The organism is Aromatoleum petrolei (genome assembly GCF_017894385.1).
Lineage (GTDB): Bacteria > Pseudomonadota > Gammaproteobacteria > Burkholderiales > Rhodocyclaceae > Aromatoleum > Aromatoleum petrolei.
This window is the reverse complement of the sequence record NZ_CP059560.1, coordinates 3,946,831-3,963,033: the sequence shown is the minus strand read 5'-3', so window position 1 is coordinate 3,963,033 and position 16,203 is coordinate 3,946,831. Positions and strand designations below refer to the sequence as shown.

Below are 16,203 nucleotides of genomic sequence, written 5' to 3'. Positions count from 1 at the left end.
CGGCCCGCATCCCGGCAGCCGGGCGCCTGCGCGAACGGCCCGCCTGATACGGGAAACCTTCTGTTACGCTTGACCGCGGGCAGCCCGCACGACGCCCGACAGCGGGGAACTAGAATGCAATCATCAAGTTTCCCAACGGATCATTCGATGCCCGTCCGCTTCGCGCTCCTCGCTCCGCTTCTCGCCCTCGCCGCATGTTCGAGCACGCCGCCTGCGCCCTCCGCAGGCACGGGAACGGAACCCGGCGTCCTCGACATCCCGGCGAGCACGGAGAATCGGCAACTCGAATTCCAGCTTGCGAGCGGCACCTATCGCTGCGACATGGGGCGGCGCGTCGACGTCCAGCGCCCCGCCGGCAATGCCAGCGCGGTTCACATCGGCTGGAGCGGCAAACGCTACCAACTCGCGCGCAATCCGTCGCACTCGGGACTGCCGCGCTTCGAAGACGAACGCAGCGGCCTGGTATGGATCGATCTGCCGTGGAAGAGCATCCTCCTCGACCGGGACACGAACAAGCCGCTGGCCAGTGACTGCAAGCTCGGGTAGAGCTTTCATCCGCCCCAGAAAAGCAGATGGCCCGCGCTCTGGCGGGCCATCGTCATCCTGCGAACGGTGCCGTGATTACTTCCCGGCAGCGTTGTTCAGGCCGTCGAGGATTTCCTTCTTGGCATCTTCGACCGAACCCCAGCCCAGCACCTTGACCCACTTGCCCGGCTCGAGATCCTTGTAGTGCTCGAAGAAATGCACAGTTTGCTTCATCAGCAGCTCGGGCAGGTCATCGGTGGTCTGCACCTTGTCGTACAGCGGGGTCAGCTTGGAGACGGGAACCGCGACGACCTTCGCGTCCTGGCCCGACTCGTCTTCCATCTTCAGCACGCCGACGGGACGGCAGCGGATCACCACCCCCGGGAGCAGCGGGAAGGGCGTCACGACCAGCACGTCGACCGGGTCGCCGTCACCAGCGATGGTGTGCGGAACATAGCCGTAGTTGATCGGGTAGCGCATCGAGGTACCCATGAAGCGGTCGACGAACACCGCACCGCTGTCCTTGTCCACCTCGAACTTGATCGGATCGGCCTGAGCCGGAATCTCGATGATGACGTTGATGTCGTTCGGCACGTCCTTGCCGGCCTTCACCTGATCGAAACCCATACTTCCCTCCCGTGAAAATTTTGTGGGCGAATTATATGTGGAAATGCACCCCGTCGTCGGCAGCTTGAAACATTCGGCGACCAGCCGGGGGAACCAGGCGCCCCGGGCATTCTGCCCGGCACGCTATAATCGCGCGCCCTGACTGCACGAACACCCCAGCTCCGGATGCAAGCTCCGCCTCCCACGGCATCGCCACCATCACGCCACCCGAAACAAGGGCTGCGAGCAGTCCATTGGGGATGGCTGGCCGCGGTCGCCGGCGCACACGCGGCCGGGCTGGCCGCGCTCTCCGGGCTGGGAGGCGATCCGCAGCAGGAGCCGCAGCCGGCCGAAGCCGCGGCCATCAGCGTCCGCCTGCTTGCCGCGGACGCCCAGCCTCGGTCCGGGGCACACCTCGCCTCACCCGATCCACACGCTGCTCCCGTCGCGCATCTGGCCGTTCCGGCCCGGAAGATGGCCGCCCCGCCCCCTGCCCAGCCCCGGGGACGTCGGGCGGATGTTCCTGCGGCCCCCCCTCCTTCCGCGGAATTGGCCGCTGCTTCCGCCGGACGTGCGGCGCCTGACACGCACTCGCCGCAGCCGCAGGCAGAGCCGGAGCCCGGTGGGGACCCGCACGCCCCCACAACCCGAGATACCTCGGCGCATGCCGGGGTCAAGGAAGCAGCGCCGGTAACGAGCGCGACCGCTGCCGGGGCGTCGTTTCAAGCGCCGCGGTACGACGCCGCTTATCTCGAGAACCCTGCACCGCAGTATCCGAAGCTGTCGCGGCGGCGCGGCGAACAGGGGAAGGTCACGCTGCGCGTGCGCGTGCGCGCCGACGGGCGCGCCGAAGGCGTGGAAATCGCTCACAGCAGCGGGCATCCGCGGCTAGACGACGCCGCCCGGGAAACCGTGCAGTCATGGCGATTCGTGCCGGCTCGCCAAGGCGAGACACCCATCGAAAGCTCACTGCTGGTGCCCATCGTCTTCAGGCTGGACGACTGAGCGTCGCGAGCCTTGTCAGGCAGGACTGCCGAAGCCGGCATCCTCCACCGCCGCGCGCATCGCCTCGACCGACACTTTTTCCGGATCGTACCGGACCACAGCCTGTGCAGCTTCGAGCGACACCTGGACATCGCTCACCCCCGGCAGTGCTTTGAGCACCGCCGTCACGTTGCGCACACAGCCGCCGCAACTCATATCCTCGACCTTGATTGTCACTTCCGCCATTTCAGTTTCTCCCGGGAAATCGGCTCATCGGTCCGGCGCCCAACGCCGCAGCAACAGCGAATTGGTGACCACCGAAACCGAACTCATCGCCATCGCCGCCGCGGCAATTACCGGATTGAGGAGACCCAGCGCCGCCAGGGGGATGCCCAGCACGTTGTAGATGAAGGCAAAGAACAGATTCTGCCGAATCTTGGACAGCGTCGCGCGCGACAACTCAATCGCATCCGCCACCCCATGCAGGCTGTTCCTCACCAGCGTGATGTCCGCCGCTTCAACCGCGACGTCGGCGCCGACACCGATTGCAAACGATACGTCGGCGGCCGCGAGCGCGGGAGCGTCGTTGATGCCGTCGCCCGCCATTCCCACCCGTCCGTGGCCTGCGAGCGCCTGCACCGCCGCGGCCTTGTCTCCCGGCAGCACGCCGGCGCGCCAGTCCTCGATGCCCGTCTGCGCCGCAATCGCGGCGGCCGTGGCCGGGTGATCGCCGGTCAGCATCACCACCCGCAGACCGCGCGCCTTGAGCCGGGCCACCGCCGCAGCCGAATCGGCGCGGACGCGGTCGGCCACGCCGATGACACCGGCAAACACGCCATCCACGGCCACGGCCACGAGGGTATTGCCCCCCGCCGCCATCCGCTCGCAAACCGCAGCGTCCACCGAGGCCTGCCGCTCATCGAGGAAACCCGGCGTGCCGATGAGCACCTCACGCCCATCGACGCGCCCCGCAAGCCCCTTGCCCCCGACAGCCACTAGCTCTTCCGCGGAAGGTCGCTGCCCCCCGGATTCGCGCACGGCACGGACAATCGCCGCGGCGATCGGGTGGGCGCTCGTCGCCTCCAGTGCGCCCGCAATCGCTAGCAAGTCCTCGCGACTCCACCCTGCGGCGGGAATCACGTCGCTCACCTCCGGAGCCCCTTCCGTCAGCGTGCCAGTCTTGTCCACCGCGAGCACCTTGATCCTTTCCGCCAGCTCGAGCGCCTCGGCATTCTTCACCAGCATGCCCGCGCGGGCACCCTGCCCCGTTCCAACCATGATCGCGGTGGGCGTCGCAAGCCCGAGCGCGCAGGGGCATGCAATCACCAACACCGCAACGGCGCTGATCAATGCCTGGGCGAAGTCACCCGCCAGCCACCACCAACCCACGAAAGTAAGCGTCGCTATCGCCACGACGACGGGGACGAAAACGGCCGCGATGCGGTCCGCGAGTCGCTGCACGGGCGCCTTCGATCCCTGCGCCTGCTCGACCATGCGAATTATTCCCGCCAGCAGCGTGTGCGCCCCGACCCCGGTCGCACGGCAGCGCAAGACTCCCTGTCCATTCAGGGTGGCGGCAAAGACCTTGTCGCCCGGGCGCTTGTCGACCGGCATGCTTTCCCCGGTCAGCATCGCCTCGTTGATCGCGGACTCGCCCGACTCGACCTCACCATCCACCGGGATCGCATCGCCGGGGCGCACCACAAAACGGTCGTCAGGCTGCAGTGTCTCCACCGGAACGGAAACGATCTCGCCGTCGCGCTCGACGAACGCGAGCTTAGGCTGCAGCCGCAGCAAGGCATCAAGTGCCGCCGTCGTGCGCGCCTTGGCGCGCGCTTCGAGCAACTTGCCGAGCAGGATCAGCGTGATGATCGTCGCCGACGCCTCGAAATACACGTGCAGGTCGTGACGACCGAGCAGCGTCACCACCGTGCTGTAGATCCACGCCATCGAGGTGCCGAGCACCACCAGCACATCCATGTTGGCCCCGCCCCCGCGCAGGGCGGACCAGGCACCGCGGTAGAAGCGCGCGCCGATCCAGAACTGCACCGGCGTGGCGAGCAGCAGCTGCAACCAGCGGGGAACGAGTTCGTGCGCACCTTCCCATTGCCCGCCGAACATCAGGGGCATCTGTGCCAGCAGCGGCAATGTGAGCAGCGCGGCGATCCAGAAGCGCCGCATGTCCGACTTCCACGTCTGCGCCTGCTGCAGGCGCTGCTGCTCGCGAGCGGCAATGCCCGTTTCCACCCCTTCGAAGCCCGCGCGACGCACGGCCGCGCGAATGGCCTCGGGAACGACGAGCCCCGGCTGGAAGCGCAGCGTCGCGCGTTCGGTCGCAAAATTCACCGTCGCATCGACACCCGGCAGCCGGTTGAGCACCTTCTCCAACCGAGTCGCGCACGCCGCACAGGTCATGCCCGTGATGGCCAGCTCCATCGTCGCCTGCGGCACATCGAAGCCTGCCTTGCGGATCGCCGCGATCACCTGCTCCGGTCCGCTGGCCGGATCGCTGAAACTCACACGCGCCTTTTCCGCTGCGAGATTGACCGAAGCGTCCACACCCGGCAAACGTTTCAGCACCTTTTCGATACGCGCCGCACACGCGGCGCAGGTCATTCCGGACACCGGCAACTCCAGTGTCGGGCTCTTCATTGTCGTTTCGGGAGCACTCATCTGCACCACTCCATTCGCCAGGTCGCGGATCCTCCCCGGATCCGCACAGCCCGTTCGCCGCTTGCGGAACGGAACGTCTGGTGGCAGTCTAAACCCCGTACCGAAGTACGGAGTCAACCCCCATGAGCCCCCCCATCAGTACCCTCACCATCGGTGCACTGGCGAAATCCGCCGAAGTCGGCGTCGAAACCGTGCGCTATTACCAGCGTCGCGGCCTGCTCGCGGCGAACGGCGCCCACCGGGGCGCGTTCCGCGTATACGGAATGGACGAAGTCGCTCGCCTGCGCTTCATCCGTCGCGCCCAAGCGCTCGGCTTCAGCCTCGACGAGGTCGCCGAGCTGCTCGCGCTGGACGAAGAAACAGACCGCGAACGGGCACGCGCGTTCGCCCAGGCGAAGATCGCGGATGTCGAGTCGCGCATCCGCCAGCTGGAGGAGATGCGCAGTGCGCTGCAGGGGCTCGTTTCCTGTTGCGAGCATACGGAGGCGCCCGCCCCCTGCCCGATCCTCCACACCCTCGCGAACGCCGCCGAACCCCCTGCACGCGAGTGAAGGCTCGCGCCCGGCCGAGCACACCGACGGTTCAACCGCGTCCTCACACCTCGCACACGACGCCGCGCCACAGCGCGCCGCCGAGGCTGGGTGCATGGAACAGCCCGAACACACCGAAGCCAAGCACGAGCATTCCGGCGACGAAGCGGACGCGGCGGTTGCGCGTGATGTCGCGGAAGCGCTTGAACACCATCCCCGCAAGCATCAGGTTGGGCAGGGTACCAAGCCCGAAGGCCAGCATCAGCCCCGCCCCGCGCCCTGCCGAACCGGTCACCAGCGCGGTCGTCAGCACGCTATAGACGAGGCCGCAGGGCAGGAATCCCCACAGCAGCCCCAGCGGCAAAGCCTGGCCGGCCGAACGGGCGGGGATGAAGCGTGTAGTGAAAGGTTGCACGCGTTTCCACAGCACGAGGCCGGCGCGTTCGACGGGCGCAAGCAGGCGTGTGAAGCCGGTCAAGTACAAGCCCAGGGCGACCAGCATCAGGTTCGCGAGCACGTACAGGCCCATCTGCACCGGCAGGATGTTCGAGAAAAGCATGCCGACCGTGCCGAGGGCACCGAGCGCACCGCCCAGCACCGTGTAGGTCGCGATCCGGCCGAGGTTGTAGGCGAGGTGCACTTGCCACTGGCGACCGGCCCGGCCAGGCAAGTTCACGGTGAGCGCGCCGACGATGCCACCACACATGCTGACGCAGTGCGTGCCTCCCAGAAGGCCGATCAGGAAGGCTGCGATGTAACCGGTTTCAGGCATGGCAACGATGGGAAAGACAGAAGAAGCCCGGGGCCGCGGCACCAAAAGAAACGGGCGCCTGAGGACGCCCGCACTGTATCACCTTCTCCTGCCCTGCACAGCCCGAGCCCGCGGGCTGCCGGCTCGGCTCAGATGACCTTCGAATAGCGCGCGCGCTCGCGATCGGCGCGCAGGTAGCGGTCGAACACCATTGCGATTCCCCGCACCAGAAGACGCCCCGGGGGCAGCACGCTGATCCACTTGTCGCTGACCTTCAGCAGCCCGGCTTCCTCCATCGCCTTGAGATCCTCGAGCTCGTCGGCGAAATACTCGTCGAACTTGATCAGGTGTGCGATCTCGATCGAGTCGATCGACAGCTCGAAATGGCACATCAGGGCCTGGATGATCGAGCGGCGCAGCAGGTCGTCGGCGGTGAGCTCGATGCCGCGCAGGACGGGCAGTTCGTCGCGATCGAGGGCATCGTAGTACTCGTCGAGCGTCTTCACGTTCTGCGAGTACACCGGACCGATCTTGCCGATCGCCGAGACGCCGAAGGCCAGCAGGTCGCACTCGGCCTGCGTCGAATAGCCCTGGAAATTCCGGTGCAGGCGCCCCTGGCGCTGCGCGATCGTCAGCTCGTCGTCCGGCTTCGCAAAGTGGTCCATGCCGATGTAGACATAGCCCGCCTCGGTCAGGCGGCGAATCGCCAGCTGCAGGATCTGCAGTTTGGTGTCGGACGTCGGCATGTCGTTGATCGCGATGCGCCGCTGCGGCTTGAACAGGCCCGGCAGGTGGGCGTAGCTGTACAGCGAGATGCGATCGGGCGACAGCTCCAGCACCTGTTCGAGCGTGCGGTTGAAGCTGATGATGTTCTGGCGCGGCAGGCCGTAGATCAGGTCCATGCTGATCGACTTGAAGCCGGTGGCACGGGCGGCGTCGATCACGAGCTTCGTTTCGTCGTAGCTCTGGATGCGATTGACCGCCTCCTGCACGTCCTCGTTGAAGTCCTGCACACCGACACTCATGCGGTTGAAGCCAAGGTCGGCCAGCAGCTTGACCGTATCGAAATCGACCTTGCGAGGATCGACCTCGATCGAGTATTCGCCGTTCGGCACCAGCGTGAAGCGCTTGCGCACCGAGTCCATGAGCTGGCGCAGCTCGTCGTGCGACAGGAAGGTCGGCGTGCCGCCGCCCAAGTGCAGCTGCGTGACCTGATGGCTGCCGCCCAGCGCGGCCGCCTGCATCTCGATTTCCTTATCGAGATATTTCAGGTACTTGGCCGAGCGCGCGTGATCCTTGGTGATGATCTTGTTGCACGCGCAGTAATAGCAGATCGTGTTACAGAAGGGGATGTGGAAGTATAATGAAAGCGGTTTACTCACGCCGCCCACACCGCGCTGCGCCAGCCAGTCCCGCAACGCACGGGCATCGAACGCTTCGACGAAGCGATCGGCCGTCGGGTAGGACGTGTAGCGCGGCCCGTTGATGTCGAACCGACGAATCAACTGCTGGTCGAAAACTAGGTCTTTCTGACTGGTCATGGTTGTATCGCTTGAGTGCATTCCGTACGATCTCAAAAAGCCGCAGTTTCGTGGTTGACGTGGATCAACGGTACATTCCGACGGGCGCCTGCCACTTCTCGGTCGTCGTAGAAGGAACAATATTATCGTGCAAATGAAGGCGACGGTGCCGATTACAGTTGCGAGTCTGAAGGTCGCATGCTCCCAGTGCAATCTGGTCGAGTTGTGCCTGCCGTTCGGGATGTCGGAATCGGAAATCGACCGTCTCGACGAACTCGTCGGCGCACGTCGCAAGATCAAGCGCCAGCAGCACCTGTATCGCGCGGGAGATCCTTTCGAGGCAATCTACGCGATCCGCGCCGGCTCGTTCAAGACCGACGTGCTGCTCGAGGACGGACGCGAACAGGTCACCGGGTTCCAGATGACCGGGGAAATGCTCGGACTCGACGGCATCAGCACCGAAGCCCATTCCTGCAACGCGATCGCGCTGGAAGACAGCGAGGTGTGCGTGATCGCCTACAGCAAGCTCGAGGAACTGTCGCGCGTGGTCGAGGGACTGCAGCTGCAGTTCCACAAAGTGATGAGCCGCGAAATCGTGCGCGACCATGGCGTGATGACCCTCCTTGGCTCGATGCGTGCGGAGGAGCGCCTGGCGGCCTTCCTGCTCAACATGTCCCAGCGTTTCACGGCACGCGGCTTTTCTCCGGCGGAGTTCCACCTCCGCATGACCCGCGAGGAGATCGGCTCCTATCTGGGCCTCAAGCTCGAGACGGTGTCACGTGCCTTTTCGAAGTTCCAGGACGAAGGGCTGATCGCGGTTCAGCAGAAGCACATCCGCATTCTGGACATCGTCGGCCTGAAACGGCTGATCCAGCACCCCACGCCGCGCCCCTGAAGGAGTTTTCCACCATCATACGTCCGCCGGCCGCGGGCGTTATTGACGCCGTCGCGCAGTCATCGTGCCGGACAGGGCGGCGATGTCTTCTTCGGACAGCAGCTTGCGCGCAATCGGCAGCAGTTCGCCTTCCTCGCGCTCAATGTGGCTGCGATAGGCGCCCGCAAACGCGTCGACGTCCGCAGCCGTGAGATCGGCCCCTTCTCCGGCGGCAATGCGCTCGAGACGTGCGCGCATCCGCGCCCAGCCGGCAAAGAGCTTCTGGTGATCGGCAAGGATCCAGTCGATGAGCGCGCCGAGTTCTGCACGCCGGGCCTCATCGGCACGCGCGCGCAGGACGGGGAAAAGGTCGTCCTCCTCGTCCTGATGATGCTTCACGGCGGCGACGTCGAAGTAACGCATAACGTTGACGGCCGCCTGCTGCGCCTGCTTGTCGGGACCATGCTCCGGCAGCCATGCGGCGAGCCGTGCCAGGGTCGCAAGCTGCGCCTGCAGGCGCTCATGGCAGGCCTCGAGCATCTCGAGAGGCGTCTCGAAACCGGGTGAAGAAGGGATCAGCGATTCGGTCATTGGAGAACTCCGGCAAACGCGAGGAATCCTGCCGGGTTCTTGCTCAGCGCCACCGACACGATCCATGAAAAGACAAGCAGGGCCGCGAGCAGCGCCATTACCCGGACGCGCATGTTGCGTCCCCAGCGCAGCGCGGTCGCCCCAAGAAGAATATAGCCGACAAGCGCGACAACCTTTGCGGTGACCCAAGGCGCGACCAAGGGGTACTGGCCGCTCATCGTCGCCAACGTGATCGCGCTGCCGAGAAACACAGTGTCGATCACATGCGGCAGAGTGCGCGTGACGCGGTGATCCACCAGGGGGCTACGCAGCATCATCCACACGCCCTGCAGCAGAAAGCCGCTGATGCTCAGAATCGCGCACAGGATGTGCAAGTGCTTGACCGTCAGGTACATGCGCTCAACCCGGGCGCCCGTCGCTGCGCGGCCGCCAGTAGATCGGCAGATAGCGCGTCGCCCAGGCGCCGAACACGCCCAGCCAACCTAGCACAGCCAGCAGCATGACGAGCGCCGACCAGCCTGTGGGGACGAGTTCGGCCGCGATCCGCACGACGACCACGGCTTCGAGACCGAGGAAAAGCCCCCAGGTCAGGCGATCTGCTGCGAGCTTGCGCCCCGAGTGCCCGAGCGTGACCCGCGACACCATCGCCATCAGGACGGACCCGAAGAATCCGACACCCAGCGCATGCAGTGGAGCCATGCCCAGGATGCTGTACCCCAGCAGCGACGCCACGCTCTGGATTGCGAAGAGCGTCAGCGCGATTCCCAGCCACAGAAACCCGATGTGGAGCATGCCCAGAAGGGGTACCTTCATCGCCGGCACCGGCCGCCACTGCCGTGACAGCCACAGGGCGGCAACGGCAGCGGGGACGTCGACGATCCAGCGCAGCGACAACCATCCCGCGACGTCGATCAGGGCATGCGTGACGCTGCCGCCGACGACCAGCACCATGACCCACAGCGGACGCACCATGACGTAGGAAGGGATCACGCTGCTGGAGAAGAAGGGCACCATGCGATGGCACACGCCGAAGAACACCGGCAGCAGCGAGCAGAACACCGCAAGCTCGATCGCGATGCGCGCCCAGACCGGATCGCCGCTCAGCGCAAAACTCAGCCAGGCAAGAACGGCCAACATGCCCGCGATCATTGCGTAGCACACGAGGCGGGCATGCAGCGCCTCGAGGTCGCCATGATGCGCGACCTGCCACAGGATGCGCTGCATCCCGCCCCATCCAGCGAGCACGAACACCAAGCCGCCCACGGCAACGCCCGGCACAACCATCCCCACGGTAACGAGCGCCCAACCGGCTGCGAGCAGGCGCCACGACCACAGCCAGCGGCCCTCCGCAATCTCGTCATATCCCTGCCAGCGTGGCATCGCGGTGAGGAGAAATCCGAACATGAAGAAGGGAAAAATGCCGCCCGTCACGAGCAGTGCGTGCATCCACCCCGGTGGAAAAACCCATCCGATCGCGGGCAGCAGCCCGGCGCGGGCGCCGAGTTCGGCAGCCCACAGCGCAAAGCTCACGAGAAGCATCACTCCGCCGGACAGGAACATTGCCCGGTGCGGCGCGACAAACAGCATGAAGGTGCTCGAGGTCGGCTTTGCCCCTCCCTGCGCCTTGTCCGTTGTCGCGCCCAGCGGAGACAGTCTCCGGGCCGCAGGGTCGCGGCCCGTGTTGGGTTGCGGGTTAGAATGCACAAGTTTCCCCACGGAGTCTGAAATGCCCAACCGTCCAGTCGATATCCCCACCGCGCTGCGCCAAGTTTCTTTCTTCGGCGAACTGACCGCAGAGGAGATCGACCGTGTTGCCCGCTTCACCCGCGAACGCCATCTCGAGAAGGGCGAAATCCTGTTCCAGCGCGGCGCCCCCGTGCACGGCTTCTACTACGTCGTTTCGGGTCAGATGAAGCTCGCCGTGTCGTCCGCTCAAGGCAACGAAAAGGTCGTCGAGATCATCAGCCCGATGCACACCTTCGGCGAGGCCGTGATGTTCCTCAACCGCCCGTACCCGGTGTTCGCCGAAGCCCTCAGCGCGACGCAATTGCTGCACATTGGCCAGGCGGTCGTGTCGGAACTCATCGACCAGGATCCGGGATTCGCACGCAAACTCCTCGCCGGCATGGCGATCCGACTGCATGGCATGATCCAGGACGTCGAGACCTACTCCCTGCGCTCGAGCATGCAGCGGGTGATCGGCTATCTGCTGCAGCAGGTCGATGGCGAGAGCGACGGCGCCTGCGACATCGCCCTGCCGACGAGCAAGCAGGTCATCGCCTCGCGGCTCAATCTGACCCCCGAAACGCTGTCGCGGATTTTTCACGACCTGTCCGAAGCCGGACTCATCACGGTACACGGTAAGCACATCTCCCTGCTGGACCCCGCCCGCCTGGCCCGCCATCAGGGCTGACCGGCACCCGCGGCGGGGCTTTCAGGGGATTCTCGGTGCGCAGGCTTCGGGTCACCTTGACAGGCGTCAATCGGGGGTAGCGCCTCGACCGGCAAGCGGGAATCGGATCAGCGCTCGAGTACGTATTGCCCTGGGGCCCGGGCAATCTCGGGAAACACCGCGGACGCGGCAGGGCGGGCATCGACAAGCTCGCCGCAACGCGGCTTGAGCCAGGCGACCCAGTCGTTCCACCAGCTGCCGTCATGCTCTTCGGCGTGCTTGCGCCAGTCGTCCGCCTTGTCCGTACGTCGGGCTGCCCCGACCCAGTACTTGCGCCTGGGCGGATTGACCGGCGGATTGACGATGCCGAGGATGTGGCCCGAACTCGACAACACGAAACGCCGCGGCCCGGTGACGAGATTGTTGACGCGATACGCCTGCGCCCACGGAGCGATATGATCGTCCTCGGCCGCGACGGCATACAGCGGCTGAACGATGCGGGACAGATCGATCGGCTGCCCCGAAATCGTCAGGCCATCCACCTCGATGAGGCGATTCTCGAGATAGAGCTCGCGCAGGTACCACGAATGCATCGCATATGGCATGCGCGTGGCGTCCATGTTCCAGTACAGCACGTCGAAGGGCGCGGGCGCCTCGCCGTACAACCAGCCGTGTACGACGTAGTGCCAGATCAGGCTGTTGGAACGGAGCAGGCGGAAGGCGGCGGCCATTTCCTTGCCTTCGAGGAAGCCCTTGCGAGCCATGTTCTCGGAGAGGTAGCGGACACTCGACTCATCAATGAATACCTCGATGTCCCCGGGACGATGGAAGTCGACGAGTGTCGTGAACAGCGTCCAGTCCGCCACCGGAACCTCGTCCTGCGGGAAGCGTCGATTCGCCCACGCCATGTACATTGCCAGGGCCGTGCCGCCTATGCAGTAGCCGACCGCGTGCACCTTGGCCGCGCCGGTGAAACTGCGCGCCGCTTCGACGATGGCATGGACGCCCTCCTCCAGATAGCTGTCGAAGGTGACATCGCGCATCGACTGATCGGGGTTCTTCCAGCTCGTGATGAACACGTCTAGGCCCTGATCCAGCAGATGGCGGACCATGCTCTTCTTCGGTGTGAGATCGAGAATGTAGAACTTGTTGATCCACGGCGTGACGATCACGACCGGTTCGGCATGCACCTTCGGCTGCGTCGGCGCGTAATGGATCACCTCCAGCAACCGATTGCGGAACACGACCGATCCCCCGGTCGTGCCCAGGGTGACCCCCACCTTGAAATCGCCCGGACTGCTCAGGCGAATCTCGCCCGCATCGAGGTCCGCGAGCATGTTACGTACGCCTTCGGCGAGGCTCTCGCCCTTCGTCTCGATGGCCTTGCGAATCGCGACCGGATTGGTCCAGAAGAAGTTGGTCGGCGCAACCGCGTTCAACCACTTCCGCCACCAGAATGCGGCACGACGACGCTCCTTGCTCGAGAGCCCTGGCGTGTCGAAAAGCGAGTCCTGCATATGGTGCGTGAACGCGAGGTACCACTCCTTCGTCAGATCCCAGGTCGCCGAATCCGTCCACACAGGATCGCCAAACCGCTCATCGTCAGCATTGGGAACGACCGGATCCTTGCTCGCAATTCCCATTGCACGGCAGGCGGAATGCCATTGCAGGCGCCACAGGTCGCTCGAGAGTTCCACCATCCGTTCGGCAAGTTCCTGCGGGTGGGCTAACCAGGCAAGCTGTGCATGCATGATCGGGGCAGCCATCCCCAGCGGATCGACAGTCCCTTCGACGCGGTCGTGGATTTCGCGAAGCGCGCGCCGCACGGATCGCTGAGGATCTCCCGCACCACGCTTCCGTCCCGCAGTTCCGTTCTTCATGTCCCGACGCTCCCGCCCATCGCAATGACGCTCAAATCAAACTATAACAGTGCCCCGCCGCGGGAACCGTGACGTGCGGCCAGCCGAAGCGCTCATCCACGGCATCCGCCAGCGCCGTTGCCGCCTGCAGCTCGCCATGCACGACAAACGTACGGCGTGGCGGCTGCTCGAAGTGCGCCAGCCATTCCAGCAGCGCGGGCTGGTCGGCATGGGCGGACAGCCCGCCTATGGTGTGGACGGCGGCCCGCACCGGGATCCGCTCGCCGAACAGCGTGATCGCGCGCGCACCGTCAACCAGGCGCCTGCCGAGCGTGCCGGCCGCCTGGAAACCGCAGATCACGATGCTGCATTCGCTGCGGTCGATGTTGTAGCGCAGGTGATGCTTGATCCGCCCCGCCTCGCACATGCCGCTTGCGGAAATGATCACGCGCCCGGACCGTTCGTTATTCAATGCCTTCGACTCTTCGACATCTTGAACGAACCTCAGGCGAATACGCTCGCTGTGGGCACGGATCCAACCTAGCAGCTCGCGCGTTTCGTCGTCCCACAGTTCGTCGTAACGCAGCGTGAGCTCGGTCACTGCCGCCGCCATCGGCGAATCGACGACCACATCCAGCCCGTCCAATTTGCCCTGACGCACCAGCCCAGCCAGCACGAACAGCATTTCCTGCGTACGCCCAACCGCGAACGCGGGGATGATGACGTTGCCCTTCCGGCGCTCCAGCGTGTCCTTGAGTATGGACACCAGCTCCCGTTCGGTTTCCGCCATCGCTCGGTGAGCGCGATTGCCGTAAGTAGACTCCACTATGAGGAAATCCGCCTCGGGAATCGGCGTAGGATCGCGCAGCACCGGCCTCGTCGGCTGCCCGAGATCACCGCTGAAAACCACCTTGCGCACGGCGCCGCCGGATTCGACGTCGAGCTCGATCACCGCCGACCCCAGGATGTGGCCCGCGTCATGAAAGCGGCAACGGACCCCCGGGTGCGGCGTGAACTCTTCGCCGTATGCGACCTTGCGCAGGCTCGCCAGGCTCGCTCGTGCCTGATTGACGGTATACAGTGGTGCTACCTCGTAGCCGCGGCGCAGGTTCCGCTCGCGCTTGCCGCGGTTGATCCACTCCGCCTCCTTTTCCATGATGTGCGCAGAATCGAGCAACATCACGCCGAGGAGATCGACGGTTGCCGCCGTCGCATAAATTTTCCCCCGGTAGCCGAGCGACACCAGCCGCGGAATGAGACCCGAGTGGTCAAGGTGGGCGTGCGTCAGCAGCACGAAGTCGAGTCCGCGCAGATCGAAATCGAGAGCCCGCAGGTTCTTGCGGTCCGCATCCCGCCCGCCCTGGAACAGGCCGCAATCGACCAGGAAAGTGCCACCGTCGTAGCACAGACGTGCACATGAGCCGGTAACTTCCCCGGCTGCGCCGAAAAATGTCAGTTCCATGCTGCCTCCCGTGTGACATTTGACTGGAGGGCGCGACTGCGACGAAGATTGACGGGAATCAACGGCCCGCCAGCGTGATCGTCACTTTCGCACAAGCGGGCTCGCTATAATCGATTTGTCCTCGCAATACTTTGGGAGATACACGATGTTCAAGCACATCCTGGTTCCGACCGATGGCTCCCCGCTGTCCGAGAGCACCATCGCCCGCTCCGTGTCCTTCGCCAAGGACGCCGGAGCTCGCATTACGTTCTTCTATGCGCAACCCGACTTCCCAATGCCAATTTATGGCGAGGGTGCGCTGATCGATCCCACAACCCCGGAACAGTTCGGCAAGGCTGCAGCCGACGAGGCCAAACGCATCCTCGACGCGGCAAAAAGTGCAGCGGACGAAGCCGGCGTGACAGCAGACACCGACACCATCGTCAACGAAGTGCCCTATGAGGCGGTCATTGATGCAGCCGAGCGTCACGGCTGCGACCTGATCTTCATGGCATCGCACGGGCGCCGCGGGATTGCCGGCCTCCTTCTGGGCAGCGAGACTCAAAAGGTTCTCACCCACAGCAAGATTCCCGTACTCGTATACCGCTGATCGGCGGTCGATTTCATTCTTCACGCATCGGGCGGCACTGCAGCGCCGCCCGATGTCGATACTACGCTCTTCGGTTGAGCTCCGCGGCGCTGCGCTGAAAGAACAGCGTCAGTAAGCTTGAACCCGCACCGACCAGCCAGAAACCGAAGAATCCGATCGAGTACGTGGCGATGAGCGAGTAGTGCACGGGCTCTCCGAAGAGGTAGAGCTCCTGCGGATCGATGACCGTAAAAAAGACGGCCTCGGCAAGGCCCGCCACCATAAACGACGGCCACAACACCTGCATCCATTTCAGCATCGCGTTCCCCCTGCGTGTAGGCGATCAGGACCTGGCTGGAGCGATACGGATCACGGATTCGCCGGGAATGTTCGCCGACCCGTTCATGCGCCAGCTGCGCGACTCGTCCTCCACCTGCAGCAACCACCGCCCGGCCGAGAGCGGGGACAGCGGAGCCGCGAACACGCCGTCACGGCGCTTGAGCACAACCACCTGATCCATCCCGCCACGCGTCGGGTGGGAAATGGTAAGCACCACCGTAGGCGGCAACGGGACATTCGCAGACGACGAAAGGTCGAGCGTCACTTCCTCGGCACGCAAACGGACGTCCGCCAACAGTCCCAGCTCGGCGGCCTTGACCGATCGCGCAATCGTCTTTTCGATCGCCTTGCCCTCCTGGTAATAGTCATCGACTACGAGACCATCCCAGGTGCTCACGGCAAGCCACAGGGTAATCATTCCCGCGATCACGGCTACGGCCGGAATGGCGATCAGGAACCAGGGCCAGCCCTGCCGATACCAGGGCTCGAGGGTCTTGGGCATGTTTGCACTGCGCATGCATTTACTCCT

General features: G+C 64.7%; 18 protein-coding genes. 6 read left to right on the top strand and 12 right to left on the bottom strand.

The window, feature by feature from the left end; genetic code table 11:
• Positions 1–147: 147 nt before the first annotated feature.
• Positions 148–546, top strand: coding sequence for an MliC family protein (locus ToN1_RS18050; RefSeq protein ID WP_169208865.1), 399 nt, complete (start codon positions 148–150; stop codon positions 544–546).
• Between the two features lie 75 nt (positions 547–621).
• Here ToN1_RS18050 and ppa read toward each other — a convergent pair whose 3' ends face one another.
• Positions 622–1,152, bottom strand: a complete 531-nt coding sequence (gene ppa, locus ToN1_RS18045) for an inorganic diphosphatase (RefSeq protein WP_169125081.1) — start codon at positions 1,150–1,152, stop codon at positions 622–624.
• 528 nt (positions 1,153–1,680) lie between these two features.
• On the opposite strand from ppa, the gene ToN1_RS18040 reads away from it, so the two are divergent.
• Positions 1,681–2,136 carry an energy transducer TonB gene (locus tag ToN1_RS18040; protein WP_244860822.1) on the top strand — a complete coding sequence of 152 codons (456 nt, stop codon included), beginning with the start codon at positions 1,681–1,683 and terminating at the stop codon, positions 2,134–2,136.
• Positions 2,137–2,151: 15 nt separating this feature from the next.
• Here ToN1_RS18040 and ToN1_RS18035 read toward each other — a convergent pair whose 3' ends face one another.
• Positions 2,152–2,361, bottom strand: coding sequence for a heavy-metal-associated domain-containing protein (locus ToN1_RS18035; RefSeq protein WP_169206327.1), 210 nt, complete (start codon positions 2,359–2,361; stop codon positions 2,152–2,154).
• 24 nt (positions 2,362–2,385) lie between these two features.
• Positions 2,386–4,731: a heavy metal translocating P-type ATPase gene (locus ToN1_RS18030; RefSeq protein WP_425305838.1), complete on the bottom strand. Its 2,346-nt coding sequence runs from the start codon at positions 4,729–4,731 to the stop codon at positions 2,386–2,388.
• A 179-nt stretch (positions 4,732–4,910) separates the two neighbouring features.
• Between ToN1_RS18030 and ToN1_RS18025 the strand changes: the two genes are divergently transcribed.
• The gene (locus ToN1_RS18025; protein ID WP_211162120.1) at positions 4,911–5,339 is read left to right on the top strand and encodes a MerR family DNA-binding protein; all 429 of its coding nucleotides are present in this window, start codon (positions 4,911–4,913) and stop codon (positions 5,337–5,339) included.
• Between the two features lie 43 nt (positions 5,340–5,382).
• Here the strand turns inward: ToN1_RS18025 and ToN1_RS18020 are convergent, their stop codons facing one another.
• On the bottom strand, positions 5,383–6,090 hold the full coding sequence (locus ToN1_RS18020) for a sulfite exporter TauE/SafE family protein (RefSeq protein WP_169206325.1): 708 nt from the start codon (positions 6,088–6,090) through the stop codon (positions 5,383–5,385).
• A 128-nt stretch (positions 6,091–6,218) separates the two neighbouring features.
• On the bottom strand, positions 6,219–7,610 hold the full coding sequence (hemN, locus tag ToN1_RS18015; protein ID WP_169125076.1) for an oxygen-independent coproporphyrinogen III oxidase: 1,392 nt from the start codon (positions 7,608–7,610) through the stop codon (positions 6,219–6,221).
• Between the two features lie 133 nt (positions 7,611–7,743).
• Between hemN and fnr the strand changes: the two genes are divergently transcribed.
• Complete coding sequence (fnr, locus tag ToN1_RS18010; protein WP_169125191.1) at positions 7,744–8,484, top strand: fumarate/nitrate reduction transcriptional regulator Fnr; 741 nt, start codon at positions 7,744–7,746, stop codon at positions 8,482–8,484.
• A gap of 39 nt (positions 8,485–8,523) precedes the next feature.
• On the opposite strand, the gene ToN1_RS18005 is transcribed toward fnr, so the two are convergent.
• The 3 genes from ToN1_RS18005 to ToN1_RS17995 are packed head-to-tail and all read right to left on the bottom strand — an operon-like array spanning position 8,524 to position 10,641.
• Positions 8,524–9,054, bottom strand: coding sequence for a hemerythrin domain-containing protein (locus ToN1_RS18005; RefSeq protein ID WP_169206324.1), 531 nt, complete (start codon positions 9,052–9,054; stop codon positions 8,524–8,526).
• The gene (locus tag ToN1_RS18000; protein WP_169206323.1) at positions 9,051–9,449 is read right to left on the bottom strand and encodes a SirB2 family protein; all 399 of its coding nucleotides are present in this window, start codon (positions 9,447–9,449) and stop codon (positions 9,051–9,053) included. Before ToN1_RS18000 ends, ToN1_RS18005 begins: the two co-directional genes overlap by 4 nt.
• Before the next feature lie 4 nt (positions 9,450–9,453).
• Positions 9,454–10,641, bottom strand: a complete 1,188-nt coding sequence (locus tag ToN1_RS17995; RefSeq protein ID WP_169206322.1) for an NnrS family protein — start codon at positions 10,639–10,641, stop codon at positions 9,454–9,456.
• Positions 10,642–10,780: 139 nt separating this feature from the next.
• On the opposite strand from ToN1_RS17995, the gene ToN1_RS17990 reads away from it, so the two are divergent.
• The gene (locus ToN1_RS17990) at positions 10,781–11,467 is read left to right on the top strand and encodes a Crp/Fnr family transcriptional regulator (protein WP_169206321.1); all 687 of its coding nucleotides are present in this window, start codon (positions 10,781–10,783) and stop codon (positions 11,465–11,467) included.
• Positions 11,468–11,574: 107 nt separating this feature from the next.
• On the opposite strand, the gene ToN1_RS17985 is transcribed toward ToN1_RS17990, so the two are convergent.
• Positions 11,575–13,212: a PHA/PHB synthase family protein gene (locus ToN1_RS17985; protein ID WP_169206335.1), complete on the bottom strand. Its 1,638-nt coding sequence runs from the start codon at positions 13,210–13,212 to the stop codon at positions 11,575–11,577.
• A 145-nt stretch (positions 13,213–13,357) separates the two neighbouring features.
• Positions 13,358–14,767, bottom strand: a complete 1,410-nt coding sequence (locus tag ToN1_RS17980) for an MBL fold metallo-hydrolase RNA specificity domain-containing protein (RefSeq protein ID WP_169206320.1) — start codon at positions 14,765–14,767, stop codon at positions 13,358–13,360.
• Between the two features lie 145 nt (positions 14,768–14,912).
• On the opposite strand from ToN1_RS17980, the gene ToN1_RS17975 reads away from it, so the two are divergent.
• Complete coding sequence (locus tag ToN1_RS17975; RefSeq protein ID WP_169206319.1) at positions 14,913–15,356, top strand: universal stress protein; 444 nt, start codon at positions 14,913–14,915, stop codon at positions 15,354–15,356.
• A 61-nt stretch (positions 15,357–15,417) separates the two neighbouring features.
• On the opposite strand, the gene ToN1_RS17970 is transcribed toward ToN1_RS17975, so the two are convergent.
• Both ToN1_RS17970 and ToN1_RS17965 read right to left on the bottom strand, forming a co-directional pair.
• Positions 15,418–15,654: a hypothetical protein gene (locus ToN1_RS17970; protein ID WP_169206318.1), complete on the bottom strand. Its 237-nt coding sequence runs from the start codon at positions 15,652–15,654 to the stop codon at positions 15,418–15,420.
• A gap of 24 nt (positions 15,655–15,678) precedes the next feature.
• Positions 15,679–16,191, bottom strand: coding sequence for a FixH family protein (locus tag ToN1_RS17965; RefSeq protein WP_169206317.1), 513 nt, complete (start codon positions 16,189–16,191; stop codon positions 15,679–15,681).
• Positions 16,192–16,203: the final 12 nt, after the last annotated feature.

Bases quoted from the DNA above. Each gene is read 5' to 3' on its own strand.
- ToN1_RS18050 (WP_169208865.1), top strand. From the start codon at position 148: ATGCCCGTCCGCTTCGCGCTCCTCGCTCCGCTTCTCGCCCTCGCCGCA.
- ppa (WP_169125081.1), bottom strand. From the start codon at position 1,152: ATGGGTTTCGATCAGGTGAAGGCCGGCAAGGACGTGCCGAACGACATC.
- ToN1_RS18035 (WP_169206327.1), bottom strand. From the start codon at position 2,361: ATGGCGGAAGTGACAATCAAGGTCGAGGATATGAGTTGCGGCGGCTGT.
- ToN1_RS18030 (WP_425305838.1), bottom strand. From the start codon at position 4,731: ATGACCTGCGCCGCGTGTGCGGCGCGTATCGAAAAGGTGCTGAAACGT.
- ToN1_RS18025 (WP_211162120.1), top strand. From the start codon at position 4,911: ATGAGCCCCCCCATCAGTACCCTCACCATCGGTGCACTGGCGAAATCC.
- ToN1_RS18020 (WP_169206325.1), bottom strand. From the start codon at position 6,090: ATGCCTGAAACCGGTTACATCGCAGCCTTCCTGATCGGCCTTCTGGGA.
- hemN (WP_169125076.1), bottom strand. From the start codon at position 7,610: ATGACCAGTCAGAAAGACCTAGTTTTCGACCAGCAGTTGATTCGTCGG.
- fnr (WP_169125191.1), top strand. From the start codon at position 7,744: ATGAAGGCGACGGTGCCGATTACAGTTGCGAGTCTGAAGGTCGCATGC.
- ToN1_RS18005 (WP_169206324.1), bottom strand. From the start codon at position 9,054: ATGACCGAATCGCTGATCCCTTCTTCACCCGGTTTCGAGACGCCTCTC.
- ToN1_RS18000 (WP_169206323.1), bottom strand. From the start codon at position 9,449: ATGTACCTGACGGTCAAGCACTTGCACATCCTGTGCGCGATTCTGAGC.
- ToN1_RS17995 (WP_169206322.1), bottom strand. From the start codon at position 10,641: ATGCTGTTTGTCGCGCCGCACCGGGCAATGTTCCTGTCCGGCGGAGTG.
- ToN1_RS17990 (WP_169206321.1), top strand. From the start codon at position 10,781: ATGCCCAACCGTCCAGTCGATATCCCCACCGCGCTGCGCCAAGTTTCT.
- ToN1_RS17985 (WP_169206335.1), bottom strand. From the start codon at position 13,212: ATGGCTGCCCCGATCATGCATGCACAGCTTGCCTGGTTAGCCCACCCG.
- ToN1_RS17980 (WP_169206320.1), bottom strand. From the start codon at position 14,767: ATGGAACTGACATTTTTCGGCGCAGCCGGGGAAGTTACCGGCTCATGT.
- ToN1_RS17975 (WP_169206319.1), top strand. From the start codon at position 14,913: ATGTTCAAGCACATCCTGGTTCCGACCGATGGCTCCCCGCTGTCCGAG.
- ToN1_RS17970 (WP_169206318.1), bottom strand. From the start codon at position 15,654: ATGCTGAAATGGATGCAGGTGTTGTGGCCGTCGTTTATGGTGGCGGGC.
- ToN1_RS17965 (WP_169206317.1), bottom strand. From the start codon at position 16,191: ATGCGCAGTGCAAACATGCCCAAGACCCTCGAGCCCTGGTATCGGCAG.